Here is a 13,904-nt window from a genome sequence, read left to right as displayed (position 1 = left end):
GGTTCGCGGGGCGTTCGGCAGGACAGGCGTCCGTCCGCTGCAAGCCCGCAGAGGCTAGCACCTTCTCGTGCAGGGTCTATCGCTGGAACCCCAAAAACAGATCTCCTCCACAGTGTTGCGTTCAGGGGGGCGAGCGTCGGCCGCCGCAGGCGTCGGGCGGAGCCCGGGATCAGGGCCCTTGGGTGGGGCACGGCGGGAGCGCATCCTCGGCAGAGCGAGCCGACCGCCGGGAGGACGGCGAGCTCGCCGACGTTTGGTTTGAAACCCCGGTCCGAGCCGCGGAGTCAGCCCGCCGTGGCGCTCATGGCGCGGGTCTTCCCCTTAGCCGGTCACCCGCCACACCACGTTGCCCACGTCGTCCGCCACCAGCAGAGCGCCGTCCTTGGCGAGCGCGACGCCGACCGGGCGGCCGTAGGAGTGCTTCTCGTCTGGGCTGAGGAAGCCGGTGAGGAGGTCGCGCGGCGGGCCGGCGGGCCGGCCGGCGGCGAAGGGGACGAAGACGACGCGGTAGCCGCTCAAGGTGCTGCGGTTCCAGGAGCCGTGCTGGCCGACGATCATGCCGTCCGGCCAGCCCGGCAGGGTGCCGGCGGGGTGCCAGCAGAGGCCGAGGGAGGCGGTGTGGCCGCCGAGCGCGTAGTCGGGGGTGCGGGCCTTGGCGACCAGGGCCGGATCCTGGGGCACGCGGTCGTCGACGACGCGGTCCCAGTAGCAGTAGGGCCAGCCGTAGAAGCCGCCCTCGACCACCGAGGTCAGGTAGTCGGGCGGGGTCTCGTCGCCGAGGCCGTCGCGCTCGTTGACGACGGTCCAGAGGACGCCCGCCGACGGCTCCCAGGCGAGGCCGACCGGATTGCGCAGGCCGGCGGCGAAGATACGGGCGGCGCCGCTATCGAGGTCGACCTCCCAGATCGCGGCGCGGCCCTCCTCCTCGGCCATGCCGCGGTCGCCGATGTTGCTGAGCGAGCCGACGCCCACATAGAGCCGGCGCCCGTCCGGGCTCGCCAGCAGGCTCCGCGTCCAGTGCCCGCGCGGCTTGAAGGCGACCAGGCGGCGGCCGGGGCCGGAGGGGCGGTCGGCGCCCTCAGGATACGCGAAGGCGACGAGGCCGTCGGTGTTGCCGACGTAGAAGGTCTCGCCGACGCGGGCCATGCCGAAGGGCTGGTTCAGGCCGTCCAGGAAGACGTCGCGCGCCTCGGCGATCCCGTCGCCGTCGGCGTCGCGCAGGCGGGTGATGCGGTTGGCGCTGCGGCCGAGAGCGGCGGCGCGCTTCATCGTGCTCTGCATGGCGAGGTCGAAGAGGCTGCCCGGCTTGCTCGGCTCCTGCAGGGCCTCGGCGACCAGCACGCTGCCGTCCGCCATCACCTCGAGCCAGCGCGGGTGGTCGAGGCCGGTCGCGAAGGCGTTGACCTTCAGGCCCGGGGCGGCGACCGGCGCCTCGCCGGCCCGCCAGCCGCGCGCGGTCGGCATCTTCAGGGTCGGCAGCGCGCCCTGCGGACGGGCGGTGGGGATGGCGGGCGCGGCACCGACGGCCTGCACGGAGGGCACGCCGGAGAGGCGCCGGACCGCCACCATGGTGGCGCCGACGAGCGCCACGGCGCGGGCGAAGGGGCCGGTCAGGTCCATCGGTGAACTCCTCGGGAGACGGGGACGGGGGCGGGGGACGGGGCGGGGGCCCCGGGGATTTGCAGCGGCGGCGGCCGGTGTCAAGCCGGGCGGGGCGGCTCGGGCGGATCGTCGGCCTTCAGGCGGGCGCGCGCGAAGGCGATGTAGACGCCGACGAGCGTCAGGGCGAGGCCATACCAGGTGACCGCATATTGCAGGTGGTTGTTGGGGAAGGCCATGGTGGTCTCGCCGCCCTGCGGCAGGCCGCCGGGCGGGGCCGGGACTGCGGCGGCGTCGAGGGTCAGGGGAAAGATGCGCGCGGGATCGAGGCCGACGGCGGCGGCGATGCGTTTGGCGTCGCGGGTGAACCAGACGTTCTTCGCCGGATCGTCGGCGGGCGTGAAGGCGTTCGGCTCCTCCGGGCGGCGCAGGAGGCCGGTCACGGTCGTCTCGCCGGGGATCTGGCCCTCCGCCCTCGTCTTCGGGTCCTTGCGGTCGAGGGGCACGAAGCCGCGGTTGACGATCACCACCGTGCCGTCCGGCCGCTGAAGCGGCGTCATCACGAAGAAGCCCTGGCCGCCGAGCCGGCCCTTCGGGGACGACAGGCTGTGGAAGACGTGCACCTCCTTGTCGTGCAGGAAGCGGCCCTCGACGGTGACGGGCGTGTAGTCGTTGGTCTCGCCGTCGACGGCCGACCAGACCGCCTCGGGCGGGAGCGGGATGGGCGGCAGGCGGGTGCGCTCGGCGACGCGCGCGACGAGCGCCTCCTTCCAGGCGAGGCGCTGGAGCTGCCAGGTGCCCAGCGCGGCCAGGATCGCGAGCGCGATCGCGGTGGCGACGGTCGGCCAGAGCAGGCGGCGGAACGGGCTGGTCACGGATCTGTCGAGCCTCGGGATGGCGCCGGCCGGACGGCACGCGCCCGGCCTTGATGGCGCGCCGGTGTGGCGAGGATGCGTCCGGCCCCCCGGGGGCGGGTGGCCGGTCCGGCAGGACGGGGCGGCCGGGCTCAGTCCTCGAGCCGGCCCTCGCGGGCGCGGTTGGCGTATTGCAGGGCGATCAGCGTCGCCTTCAGGGGCCGCAAGAGGCCGAGCGAGAGGACGAGGATCAGCGGCAGCCAGATCGCCATGTGGAGCCAGATCGGCGGGTGGTACTTCACCTCGGTGACGAGCGCGGCGGCGACCACCACGAAGCCGACGATCAGGATCACGAAGACGGCCGGGCCGTCGCCGGAATCGATGAAGCGATAGTCGAGCCCGCACTCGGTGCAGGCGGGGGCCACGTCCAGATACCCGGCATAGAGCTTGCCGCGCCCGCAGCGGGGGCAGCGGCAGGCGATGCCGGCGGCCACGGGAGAGACGGAATCGAGCGGCGGACCGGCCATGGGCGAGCCTTCTTCCGAAAAGGAGGAGCCCGGGCGAACGACGCGCCCGGGCCCCGGTTGGTTCATGCGATCGCGGACCGGAGAACGGGCTCGCGGGCCCGTCCGGCCATCGGCCGGAGGTCAGTGGGCGCTGGCGCCCGATCCCCAGACGTAGATGCAGGCGAAGAGGAAGAGCCAGACCACGTCGACGAAGTGCCAGTACCAGGCCGCCGCCTCGAAGCCGAAGTGCTGCTTCGGGGTGAAGTGGCCGGCATAGGCACGGGCGAGACAGACGGCGAGGAAGATGGTGCCGACGACCACGTGGAAGCCGTGGAAGCCGGTCGCCATGAAGAAGGTCGCGCCGTAGATGTTGCCCGAGAAGCCGAAGTGGGCGTGGCTGTACTCGTAGATCTGACAGACCGTGAAGAGCATGCCGAGGATGACGGTCAGCCACAGGCCGGTCTTCAGGCCCTGTCGGTCGTTGTGAAGGAGCGCATGGTGGGCCCAGGTCACCGTCGTGCCGGAGGTCAGCAGGATCAGCGTGTTGAGCAGCGGCAGATGCCAGGGGTCGAAGGTCTCGATGCCCTTCGGCGGCCAGACGCCGCCGGTCGCCTGCACGCGGAGGACCTGATGGGCCTCGTGGGGGAACAGCGCGACGTCGAAATAGGCCCAGAACCAGGCGACGAAGAACATCACCTCGGAGGCGATGAACATGATCATGCCGTAGCGCAGGTGCAGCGACACCACGCGGGTGTGGTGGCCCGCATGGGCCTCGTGCACGACGTCGCGCCACCAGGCGAACATGGTGTAGAGCACGATCGCCAGGCCGACGAAGAACAGCCAGGGATGCGCGATGTTGATGCCGAGGAGGTTGACGTTCTCGGCCTTGAGCCAGCGGAAGAGGCCGATCGCGCCGATCGCCATGACGAAGGCGCCCACCGAGGCGACGATCGGCCAGGGGCTCGGATCGACGAGGTGGTAGTCGTGGTTCTTGGTGTGGGCCTGGGCCATGGGTCCCCCTTCGGTCCTGGTTCGGCGCTCGTCAGAGCTTCTCGGGCGTTTTCCTGGTGCCGGCGTCGGCCACCGGCTTCGACTTCTCGCTCTTCGCGGGGAAGAACGTGTAGCTCAGCGTGATCGTCCGGATGGAGCGCAGGTTGCGGTCCTGGTCGATGGACGGATCGACGTAGAAGGTCACGGGCACCACCACGGTCTCGCGCGGCGCCAGCTTCTGCTCCGTGAAGCAGAAGCAGACCAGCTTGGTGAAGTAGTAGCCGGCCAGCTCGGGCGTGACGTTGTAGGCGGCGACGCCGAGGGTCTCCGTGTCGGAGAGGTTCTCGATGACGTAGTTGGCGGTGGCGACCTCGCCGGCCTTGACGGTCACCGGCCCGCCCTCCGGGCGGAAGCGCCAGGGAATGCCGTTGACGTTGGCGTCGAAGCGGATCTCGAAGGCGCGGTCGATCACGTGGCCCGGCGCGGCAGCGGCGACCTGGGTGGTGCCGCCGTAGCCGGTGACCCGGCAGAACCAGTCGTAGAAGGGCACGGCCGCGAAGGCGGCGCCGGTCATGCCGGCCACGAGAGCCGCGCAGGCGAGCGCGACGGTGCGGTGGCGGGCGGCCGCCGGATCGGCCGGGCGGGGCTCGGTCACATGGGCCTCCCCAGGATGCCGGCGCCCATCTTGGCGAGGGTGACGAAATAGAAGAGCACCACCAGGGCGGCGAGCACCACCCCGATGGCGATGTTGCGCTGGCGGCGGCGCCTGGCCTGCTCCTCGGTCAGCCGGATCCCGTTCTCGTCGTTCATCACGGCACCGTTCATGCCCCGAGCCCCCGGAGAAGGAGCGCCACCAGGCGCTCGCCGAGCAGCACGGCATAGAGCAGGAAGAGATAGAGGATCGAGAAGCCGAAGAGGCGGCCGGCCGCCTTGCGGGCCGGACCGCCCTCGCGGACCCGGTAGACGTCGAGGGCGAGCCACACGAAGGCGAGACCGGCGACGGAGGAGACGACGCCGTAGACGATGCCGCCGAAGCCGAGGACCACCGGCAGGACGCCGACGATCGCCATCAGGACCGCGTAGACGAGGATCTGGCTGCGGGTGACCGCCTCGCCGGCGACGACCGGCAGCATGGGAATGCCGGCACGCTCGTAGTCGGCCGACTTCAGCAGGGCCAGGGCCCAGAAGTGCGGCGGCGTCCACATGAAGACGATGAGGAAGAGGACGATGCTCTCCAGGCTGACGCTGTTGGTCACCGCCGCCCAGGCGATCATGGGCGGGAAGGCGCCGGCGGCGCCGCCGATGACGATGTTCTGCGGCGTCGTCCGCTTCAGCCACATCGTGTAGACGACGACGTAGAAGAAGATCGTGAAGGCGAGGAGGCCGGCGGCCAGCCAGTTGGCGGCGAGCGCCAGGACCAGGACGGCCCCGCAGGAGAGCGTCATGCCGAAGGCGAGCGCCTCGCCGGGGGCGACGCGGCCGTCCGGGATCGGGCGGCGGGCGGTGCGGGCCATGATGCGGTCGATGTCGGCGTCGTACCACATGTTGAGCGCGCCGGAGGCGCCGGCGCCGACCGCGATGGCGAGCAGGGACACGAAGGCGAGCAGCGGGTGCACCGGGCCGGGCGCGATGGCCATGCCGACGAGCGCGGTGAAGACCACGAGCGACATCACCCGCGGCTTCATCAGCTCGAAATAGTCGCCCGGTCCCGCCGTGGAGACGCCGGCGAGGCTGGGGGTTTCGGGCGAGGTGCTCGACCAGTCGGTCATGGACTTCCCTTCGGATCAGACCCGCCGGCGCGGATGCGGGGGGTCGCGGCCGACGGTGCCGGCCGGGCGGCGGACCGCCGGCTCGGCACCGAAGCGGCCGCCGGGCGGCCGGGTTCCGTGGAGCGGACCGGGCGAGGCGCCGGTCCACGAAGCCCCGCCCGCCGGAGCGGAGTGGGGCGGCCGCCCGGCGCGGGGCCGGGCGGCCGGTCGGATCAGTGGACGTCGCCCTTGATGCGGGGCAGCGTCTCGAACTGATGGAAGGGCGGCGGCGAGGTCAGGGTCCACTCGAGCGTGGTGGCTCCCTCGCCCCAGGGATTGTTGCCGGCCTGGATCTTCATCGCGAAGGCGCGGTAGAGGCCGAAGAAGAACAGGATCACGCCGGCGGCCGAGATGTAGGAACCGACCGACGAGACGAAGTTCCAGCCCGCGAAGGCGTCCGGATAGTCCGCGTAGCGGCGCGGCATGCCGGCTAGGCCGAGGAAGTGCTGTGGGAAGAAGACGAGGTTCACGCCGACGAAGGTGACCCAGAAGTGGGCCTTGCCGATGGTCTCGTCGTACATGTAGCCCGTCATCTTCGGGAACCAGTAGTACCAGCCGCCGAAGATGGCGAAGACGGCGCCGAGCGACAGGACGTAGTGGAAGTGGGCCACCACGTAGTAGGTATCGTGGACGGCGCGGTCTAGGCCGGCATTGGCGAGCTGGACGCCCGTCACGCCGCCGACGGTGAACAGGAAGATGAAGCCGACGGCCCAGAGCATCGGCACCTTGAACTCGATCGAGCCGCCCCACATGGTGGCGATCCACGAGAAGATCTTCACGCCGGTCGGCACCGCGATGACCATCGTGGCCGCCACGAAGTAGGCCTGCGTGTCGACGTCGAGGCCGACCGTGTACATGTGGTGCGCCCACACGATGAAGCCGACGGCGCCGATGGCCACCATGGCGTAGGCCATGCCGAGGTAGCCGAAGACGGGCTTCTTCGAGAAGGTCGAGACGATGTGGCTGACGATGCCGAAGCCCGGCAGGATCAGGATGTAGACCTCGGGGTGACCGAAGAACCAGAACAGGTGCTGGAACAGGATCGGATCGCCGCCGCCCTGCGGGTCGAAGAAGGTCGTCCCGAAGTTGCGGTCGGTCAGCAGCATGGTGATGCCGCCGGCGAGCACGGGGAGCGACAGGAGCAGCAGGAAGGCGGTGACAAGCACCGACCAGGCGAAGAGCGGCATCTTGTGCAGCGTCATGCCCGGGGCGCGCATGTTGAAGATGGTGGTGATGAAGTTGATGGCGCCGAGGATCGACGAGGCGCCGGCGATGTGGAGCGACAGGATCGCGAAGTCCATCGCCGGTCCGGGCTGGCCGGAGGTCGAGAGCGGCGGATAGATGGTCCAGCCGCCGCCGACGCCGTTGGCGCCCGGGGGGCCCTCGACGAACATGGAGAGGAGCAGAAGCAGGAAGGCCGGCGGGAGCAGCCAGAACGAGATGTTGTTCATCCGCGGGAAGGCCATGTCGGGCGCGCCGATCATGATCGGCACGAACCAGTTGGCGAAGCCGCCGATCAGGGCCGGCATGACCATGAAGAAGATCATGATCAGGCCGTGAGCCGTGGTGAACACGTTGTAGGTGTGCGGATCGGTGAAGATCTGCAGGTGGGGCGATTGCAGCTCGGCGCGGATGGCGACCGACAGCGAGAACCCGATCACGCCCGCGATCATCGCGAAGATCAGGTAGAGCGTCCCGATGTCCTTGTGGTTGGTCGAATAGACGTAGCGGCGCCACCCCGTCGGATGGTCGTCATGGGCCGCATCGGCGGCTGCGTGAGCCATTCTTCGCTCCCTCGATTGTCTCGCAGGCCGACCGGATCGGGGATCCGCGTCCGGGGCCGCACCCAGGTTTCGGTTTCCGGCCGGGGCGCGCCGCGCCGCCGGCCGTCAAGCGCCGCGCGTCAGCGCGCGGCGACCGCGGTCTTCTTCTCGTCGGCCTCGATCATCTCGGCGAGGACCTTGCCGGCGTCCTTCAGGCTCTTGGCAGCGGCGGCCGACCAGGCCGCGTACTGGTCCTGGGTGACGACCTGCACGGCGATCGGCATGGCGGCGTGGTCCTTGCCGCAGAGCTCCGAGCACTGGCCGTAGAAGATGCCGGTGTAGTTGGCCTTGAACCAGGTCTCGTTCAGGCGGCCCGGATAGCCGTCCACCTTGATGCCGAAGGACGGGACCGCCAGGGCGTGGATCACGTCGGCGGCCGTCACCTGGACGCGGACGATCTTGCCTACGGGGACGACCAACATGTTGTCGACGGCGAGCATGCGCGGCTGCTTGATCGGGTCGACGCGAGCGTCATCGGCGATCATCACCGAATCGAAGCTGACCGGATTGCCCTTGCCATCCTTCAGGTCGGGATACTCGTAGCCCCAGTACCACTGATAGCCAGTCGCCTTGACGGTCAGGTCGGCCGGCGGGATCTCGAGCTGGCGGTAGAGGAGACGGAACGACGGGATCGCGATGATCACCAGGATCATCACCGGCAGGACCGTCCAGACCACCTCGATCAGCGTGTTGTGGGAGGTCTTCGAGGGGACCGGGTTCGCCTTTGCGTTGAACTTCACCATCACGTAGACGAGAAGGCCGAGCACGAAGAGCGTGATCACGGTGATGATCGCCAGCGTGAAGCCTTCGAACCAGCGGATCTCCTGATGGACGTCGGTGGCCGCCGGTTGCAGGCCCATCTGCCACGGCACCGGTTGTGCCGCGTGTGCCGCGCCGACGTCGATGCCGGCCGCGATCGCGAGGCCGGCCAAGAGAGCCCAGGCCCAGGCGCCCTGGCGCTTGAAGAGTCCGATCACGTCTCAGCTCCTTACCCTGTCCGCCCACCCCGGCGGTTCTTATCGCCTGTCGGGGAACGGCTTGCGACCCGCTCCCGGAGCATTCCTGTCTGGTACCGATCCCTTGTATGCCACCGCTCCGGCGGCCGTTAAGCCTCGGATCCGACGAATATCATCACCTTTTTGTTGCAGTGCGGCAATTCGTCGGGGCCGGCTTGATCGAGATCAAGGACGCTCACCAAAAGCACAGCGCGGCCGGTGTCGCAACGGGTCCCTAGGGGGATCCATGCGGCATTTTTGCGCTCGGCGCACCCGCGCGGCACGCAGCCCCCATGAAAAAGCCGCGGTCTTGCGGGACTTTGCAGGCTCGCCCCGTCCGGATGCGCACAGTAACATACACCAAATTACCTATGTGAGCCCCGGCGTGCAGCTTGCATGGAATCGGGTGTCCAAGTCGGGCATCCTGCCGATCTGCGACTCGCGACCGCCGCCGGCCGTCGCCGTGGAGGATGAAAGCGTGAAAGAGCAGTCCCGTGGCGGGTCGAAGGTCCGGCCCCTCGCAACGGCCCTGGTGCTCGCGGCAGCGGCCGCCGCCGCCCCTTCGGCCGCCTCGGCCCAGGGCACGGTGAAGGGCCAGTACGCCGACTGGCAGGTCCGGTGCGACACCCCGCCCGGCGCGAAGTCCGAGCAGTGCGCCCTCATCCAGAACGTGACCGCCGAGGATCGGCCCAACGTGGGGCTCTCCGTCCTGGTCCTCAAGACGGCCGACAAGCGGTCGCGCATCCTGCGCGTGCTCGCGCCCCTCGGCGTGCTTCTCCCGTCGGGACTCGGGCTCAAGGTCGACCAGACCGACATCGGCCGCACCGCCTTCGTGCGCTGCCTGCCGAACGGCTGCATCGCTGAAGTGCTGATGGACGACAAGCTGATCGAGCAGCTCAGGACGGGCAAGCAGGCGACCTTCATCGTGTTCCAGACGCCCGAGGAGGGCATCGGCATTCCGATCGCCCTCAACGGCTTCGGACCGGGATTCGAAGCCCTTCCGTAGCCCGGACCCCGGCCTGCCGTTTCGTCACGGCTTTGCACGCGGCGCCCGCCGCGGTAGGGGGAGTTCCGGATACGCGGAAGGAGCGCCCCCATGACCCGCATCACCAGCGTCGAGGATCTCCGGGCGCTCTACGGGGAGGCGCGCGAGCGCTCTGTGCGCAAGCAGCTCCCCGCCCTCGACCGCCATTGCCGGCGCCTGATCGAGCTGTCGCCCTTCCTGCTTCTCGCCACGCACGGGGCGGACGGGCTCGGGGACGTCACCCCGCGGGGGGACGCGCCGGGGTTCGTGGCGATCGAGGACGACCGGACGCTGCTCCTGCCCGACCGGCCGGGCAACAACCGCCTCGACAGCTTCCTCAACATCCTGGCGAACCCGGGCGTCGGGCTCCTGTTCCTGGTGCCCGGTATGGACGAGACCCTGCGCGTCAACGGGACGGCCGAGATCCTCGCCGACGAGGGGCTCTCCGCGCGTTTCGCGGTGGACGGGAAGCTGCCCCGGACGGTGGTCAGGATCACGGTCCGGGAGGCCTACCTGCATTGCGCGAAGGCGCTGATGCGCGCCCGGCTGTGGGACCCGGCGGTGCAGATCGACCGGGCGACGCTGCCCAGCATGGGCGAGATGATGAAAGAGCAGATCGGCCTCGCCACTGCCGAGACCCAAGCCGAGATGCTGGAGCGCTACCGCTCGACGCTCTACTGATCCCCACCGGCGACTTTCCGGGCATCCGGGCCAGAATGGCTTTCCATTCAGCAGCATTCCTTTTATCCTTCCCTCGCTGAATTTCAGAGCCCTGTCGTTTTTTTGGATGCATTGCCATGTCCGGCTGGGATTTCATGACCGCCAGCGAGTGCGCCGACTGGTGGAACGACGTCATCAGGACGAAGGTCCGAGGGCTTCAAGCCTACTCCGAGACGAAGGGCTACGGCGCCGACACAACGGCAGGCTTCTGCCTCTTCTGGGGAACCAACGCGCTGCAGGACGCCGCGGACCTGCTGGTGATCGACAACCTGAGGCTCGGCGACGGGGCCGGCGCGGCCTCGGCGGGCGGCTCGAAGTGGGGCTATCTGGCCGACGTGGGCCGGTTCACCGCCTACATCCCGCTCGGCCGGCTGGTCGGGATGGGGTCGCGGGCGGTCTCGGGGATGTCGGGGGCGGCGAAGAGCGGCACCAGGCTGGCGGTCGCCGAGACGGTGGTGGCGAACGAGATGCGCGCCGCCGGGTCCGGCCTGAAGGTCGCGCCGTTTCGCAGCGAGCACCACGGCTATTCGGGGCTCGAGTATCTGCGCAGCCTCTTCAAGTTCACCGACCCGGCCAGTTCCAAGGGGATCTGCTGGGCCGTGTCGCTGGTTCAGGCGCTGCGCCACGGCGGGCGGTACCACGTCAGCCTCGAGACGATCGCCAAGATCCTGGGCGTCCGGGTGCCGGGCGCGCTGATGCACGACATCCTAGAGACCCGCTTCCTGATCAGCCAGGTGCGGCAGCTCGGCGCCCTGCTCGACCACGTGAAGGTGCCGCACAACATCCTGTCCCTGTCGGCCTTCAACAAGCTCGGCTTCACGGCCCGGCAGGTCCTGGAGGCGATGACGCCGGCGAACAAGCCCGGGGTCCTGATCTTCGGCGTCCGGTGGATCATGAACGGCGAGGAGGTCGGGCACATTCTCTACGCGGCCCGCAATTCAAAAGGGATGGTGCAGATCTTCGACCGCTCCGGCGAGGTGGTGAACGAGCTCGGACAGCTCGGCCATATCTACCCCGACATCGGCAGCGCCTCGATGCACACGGTCGATTCGGCCATCTTCATTCCAAACGCCGGGCTCCTGGAGGGGGCGGACAACGCGGTCCGGGCGTCGAAGGGGATCCTCGGCATGATCATGATCCCCGTGTTCCTGAGACCCGCGATCATGCCGAGCGGCAACCCCTCCGGCCGGGTCCATTGAAGCTCCGGAGCGCGGGCGGCGCGCGCGGGCTGGCGTCCGCCGCGCCGAGGCTCTAACGGAGTGCGGTCGTCCCTCTCCCCTGCGCCGGACCACTCGCCTTGGATTCCCTAGTCCTCACCGTCGCCCTCGGGGCCGCGCTCGCCGGGTTCGTGCAGGGCCTGTCGGGCTTCGCCTTCTCGATGGTCTCGGCCGCCGTCTGGGCCTGGACGGTGCCGCCGCAGGTGACGGCGCCGCTGCTCGTCTTCGGGTCTTTCCTCGGGCAGCTCCTCGCCGTGCCAGCCATGCGGCGGGGCTTTTCGGTCAGGGCGGTGGCGCCCTTCGTGGCGGGCGGGCTCGCCGGCGTGCCGATCGGGGTGGCGGTGCTGCCGCATGTAGACCCGGTGTGGTTCAAGGCGGGGATCGGCGCGTTCCTGGTGGTCTATTGCCCGTTCGCCCTCGCGGCGGCGCATCTGCCGAAGGCCGGGCGCCAGGCGCGCGTGCTCGACGGGGCGGTCGGCATGGCGGGCGGCGTGCTGGGCGGCATCGCGGGCATGACCGGCGCGCTGCCGACGCTCTGGTGCACGATGACGGGCTGGGAGCGGGACGAGGCGCGGGCGGTCATCCAGTCCTTCAACCTCGCCATGCACACGACGACGCTGACCGCCTACCTGGTGACCGGCACGATCGGGGCCGAGGCGGCGCGGCTCTTCCTCGTCGTCGCGCCGGCGATGCTGGTGCCGACGCTCCTCGGGGCGCGGCTCTACCGGGGGATCTCGGACGCCGGATTCCGGCGGCTCGTGCTCCTGCTCCTGACCGCCGCCGGCGTGATGCTGCTGGCCGGGTCCGTCCCGGCCCTCTGGGGACGCGTCGCCGGCGGCTGACCGCGGGCGTGCAATCCGCCGGTCGAGACCCTATGTTGGGACGACCCGTCCCCTACCGGATCCCATGCCATGACAGACCCCGCCGTCGACCTCTTCGCCGCCACCGGACTCGACCTGGAGACCGCCCGCCGGATCACCGCCGAGGCGACCGAGGGCGCGGACGACGGGGAGCTGTACCTGGAATACCGGCAGTCCGAATCGCTCGTCTTCGACAACGGCCGGCTGAAATCGGCGAACTACGACACGACCCAGGGCTTCGGCCTGCGCTCGGTGGTCGGCGAGGCCGCCGGCTTCGCGCATTCGGGCGAAATCTCCGAGCCGGCCCTGCGGCGGGCGGCCGACGCGGTCAGGGCGGTGCGCGGGGGCTATTCGGGGTCCTACGCGGCGGCGCCGGCGCGCACCAACGCGAAGCTCTACGGCGAGGAGAACCCGCTGCTCGCGCCGAGCTTCGAGGAGAAGGCGAAGCTCCTCGCCGAGATCGACGCCTATGCGCGGGCGCGGGACGCGCGCGTGCGACAGGTGACGGTGTCGATGGCCGGGTCCTGGCAGGTGGTCGAAATCCTGCGCGCCGACGGGCACCGGGTGCGCGACGTGCGGCCGCTGGTGCGCTTCAACGTCTCGATCGTGGTCGGCGACGGCGACCGGCAGGAAACGGGCAGCCACGGCATGGGCGGGCGCGAGGGCTTCGGCCAGTTCGTCGCCACGGACAGCTGGCGCAAGGCGGTCGACGATGCGCTGCGCGAGGCCCTCGTCAACCTGGAGGCCGTGCCGGCGCCGGCCGGGACCTTCGACGTGGTCCTCGGGTCGGGCTGGCCGGGGGTCATGCTGCACGAGGCGGTCGGGCACGGGCTCGAGGGCGACTTCAACCGCAAGAAGACCTCTGCCTTCGCGGGCCTGCTCGGCCAGCGCGTGGCGGCGCCGGGGGTGACGGTGGTGGACGACGGGACGATCGCGATGAAGCGCGGGTCGCTGTCGGTCGACGACGAGGGCACGCCGACGAACTGCACGACGCTCATCGAGGACGGTATCCTGGTCGGCTACATGCAGGACCGGCAGAACGCCCGCCTGATGGGTATGAAGCCGACCGGCAACGGCCGGCGCCAGTCCTTTGCCCACATCCCCATGCCGCGGATGACCAACACCTACATGCTGGCCGGCGCGCAGGAGCCCGCCGAGATCATCGGCTCGGTCAAGAACGGAATCTACGCCGTCTCGTTCGGCGGCGGCCAGGTGGACATCACCTCTGGCAAGTTCGTGTTCGGCTGCACGGAGGCCTACATGATCGAGGACGGCAAGGTGGGCCGGCCGATCAAGGGCGCCATGCTGATCGGCAACGGGCCGGACGCCCTCACCCGGGTCCGGATGATCGGCAACGACCTCGCCCTCGACCACGGAATCGGCACCTGCGGGAAGAACGGCCAGGGCGTGCCGGTCGGGGTGGGCCAGCCGACCCTGCGGATCGACGGCATCACGGTCGGCGGCACCCAGGCGGGATGACGCCAGTGTGCGCTTCACGACGAATTTTG

General features: G+C 69.9%; 14 protein-coding genes. 5 read left to right on the top strand and 9 right to left on the bottom strand.

Going from position 1 to position 13,904, the window contains the following annotated elements; all coding sequences use genetic code 11:
• Positions 1–321: 321 nt before the first annotated feature.
• From WBG79_RS05705 to coxB, 9 genes are all read right to left on the bottom strand, one after another.
• Complete coding sequence (locus WBG79_RS05705) at positions 322–1,620, bottom strand: PQQ-dependent sugar dehydrogenase (protein ID WP_337356140.1); 1,299 nt, start codon at positions 1,618–1,620, stop codon at positions 322–324.
• Between the two features lie 80 nt (positions 1,621–1,700).
• Entirely contained in the window at positions 1,701–2,474 is a 774-nt protein-coding gene (locus WBG79_RS05700) for an SURF1 family protein (protein WP_337356139.1), read from the bottom strand.
• Between the two features lie 131 nt (positions 2,475–2,605).
• A complete protein-coding gene (locus WBG79_RS05695) occupies positions 2,606–2,980 on the bottom strand; it encodes a DUF983 domain-containing protein (RefSeq protein ID WP_337356138.1) in 375 nt (124 codons plus the stop codon).
• Positions 2,981–3,100: 120 nt separating this feature from the next.
• On the bottom strand, positions 3,101–3,970 hold the full coding sequence (locus WBG79_RS05690; protein ID WP_337356137.1) for a cytochrome c oxidase subunit 3: 870 nt from the start codon (positions 3,968–3,970) through the stop codon (positions 3,101–3,103).
• Between the two features lie 31 nt (positions 3,971–4,001).
• Entirely contained in the window at positions 4,002–4,604 is a 603-nt protein-coding gene (locus WBG79_RS05685; RefSeq protein WP_337356136.1) for a cytochrome c oxidase assembly protein, read from the bottom strand.
• A complete protein-coding gene (locus tag WBG79_RS05680; protein WP_337356135.1) occupies positions 4,601–4,774 on the bottom strand; it encodes a hypothetical protein in 174 nt (57 codons plus the stop codon). The genes WBG79_RS05685 and WBG79_RS05680 overlap by 4 nt, the downstream gene beginning before the upstream one ends.
• Positions 4,771–5,718 carry a heme o synthase gene (locus WBG79_RS05675; protein WP_337356134.1) on the bottom strand — a complete coding sequence of 316 codons (948 nt, stop codon included), beginning with the start codon at positions 5,716–5,718 and terminating at the stop codon, positions 4,771–4,773. The genes WBG79_RS05680 and WBG79_RS05675 overlap by 4 nt, the downstream gene beginning before the upstream one ends.
• Positions 5,719–5,930: 212 nt before the next feature.
• Complete coding sequence (gene ctaD / locus WBG79_RS05670) at positions 5,931–7,541, bottom strand: cytochrome c oxidase subunit I (RefSeq protein ID WP_337356133.1); 1,611 nt, start codon at positions 7,539–7,541, stop codon at positions 5,931–5,933.
• A 119-nt stretch (positions 7,542–7,660) separates the two neighbouring features.
• The gene (coxB, locus tag WBG79_RS05665; protein WP_337356132.1) at positions 7,661–8,557 is read right to left on the bottom strand and encodes a cytochrome c oxidase subunit II; all 897 of its coding nucleotides are present in this window, start codon (positions 8,555–8,557) and stop codon (positions 7,661–7,663) included.
• Between the two features lie 496 nt (positions 8,558–9,053).
• Between coxB and WBG79_RS05660 the strand changes: the two genes are divergently transcribed.
• The 5 genes from WBG79_RS05660 to tldD all read left to right on the top strand — a co-directional run bounded on the left by WBG79_RS05660 (position 9,054) and on the right by tldD (position 13,875).
• Positions 9,054–9,581 (top strand): invasion associated locus B family protein, encoded by a 528-nt coding sequence (locus WBG79_RS05660; protein ID WP_337356131.1) that lies wholly within the window; start codon positions 9,054–9,056, stop codon positions 9,579–9,581.
• Between the two features lie 90 nt (positions 9,582–9,671).
• Positions 9,672–10,280, top strand: a complete 609-nt coding sequence (locus WBG79_RS05655) for a pyridoxamine 5'-phosphate oxidase family protein (protein ID WP_337356130.1) — start codon at positions 9,672–9,674, stop codon at positions 10,278–10,280.
• 116 nt (positions 10,281–10,396) lie between these two features.
• Complete coding sequence (locus WBG79_RS05650) at positions 10,397–11,518, top strand: hypothetical protein (RefSeq protein WP_337356129.1); 1,122 nt, start codon at positions 10,397–10,399, stop codon at positions 11,516–11,518.
• A 98-nt stretch (positions 11,519–11,616) separates the two neighbouring features.
• Complete coding sequence (locus WBG79_RS05645) at positions 11,617–12,378, top strand: sulfite exporter TauE/SafE family protein (protein ID WP_337356128.1); 762 nt, start codon at positions 11,617–11,619, stop codon at positions 12,376–12,378.
• 69 nt (positions 12,379–12,447) lie between these two features.
• Complete coding sequence (tldD, locus tag WBG79_RS05640; protein WP_337356127.1) at positions 12,448–13,875, top strand: metalloprotease TldD; 1,428 nt, start codon at positions 12,448–12,450, stop codon at positions 13,873–13,875.
• Positions 13,876–13,904 lie beyond the last annotated feature (29 nt).

The organism is Prosthecomicrobium sp. N25 (assembly GCF_037203705.1).
Lineage (GTDB): Bacteria > Pseudomonadota > Alphaproteobacteria > Rhizobiales > Ancalomicrobiaceae > Prosthecodimorpha.
This window is presented reverse-complemented; position numbering and strand designations above follow the sequence as displayed.

Excerpts from the sequence above, each read along its gene's own strand:
- WBG79_RS05705 (WP_337356140.1), bottom strand. The coding sequence starts at position 1,620 with ATGGACCTGACCGGCCCCTTCGCCCGCGCCGTGGCGCTCGTCGGCGCC.
- WBG79_RS05695 (WP_337356138.1), bottom strand. The coding sequence starts at position 2,980 with ATGGCCGGTCCGCCGCTCGATTCCGTCTCTCCCGTGGCCGCCGGCATC.
- WBG79_RS05690 (WP_337356137.1), bottom strand. The coding sequence starts at position 3,970 with ATGGCCCAGGCCCACACCAAGAACCACGACTACCACCTCGTCGATCCG.
- WBG79_RS05680 (WP_337356135.1), bottom strand. The coding sequence starts at position 4,774 with ATGAACGGTGCCGTGATGAACGACGAGAACGGGATCCGGCTGACCGAG.
- WBG79_RS05675 (WP_337356134.1), bottom strand. The coding sequence starts at position 5,718 with ATGACCGACTGGTCGAGCACCTCGCCCGAAACCCCCAGCCTCGCCGGC.
- ctaD (WP_337356133.1), bottom strand. The coding sequence starts at position 7,541 with ATGGCTCACGCAGCCGCCGATGCGGCCCATGACGACCATCCGACGGGG.
- WBG79_RS05655 (WP_337356130.1), top strand. The coding sequence starts at position 9,672 with ATGACCCGCATCACCAGCGTCGAGGATCTCCGGGCGCTCTACGGGGAG.
- WBG79_RS05650 (WP_337356129.1), top strand. The coding sequence starts at position 10,397 with ATGTCCGGCTGGGATTTCATGACCGCCAGCGAGTGCGCCGACTGGTGG.
- tldD (WP_337356127.1), top strand. The coding sequence starts at position 12,448 with ATGACAGACCCCGCCGTCGACCTCTTCGCCGCCACCGGACTCGACCTG.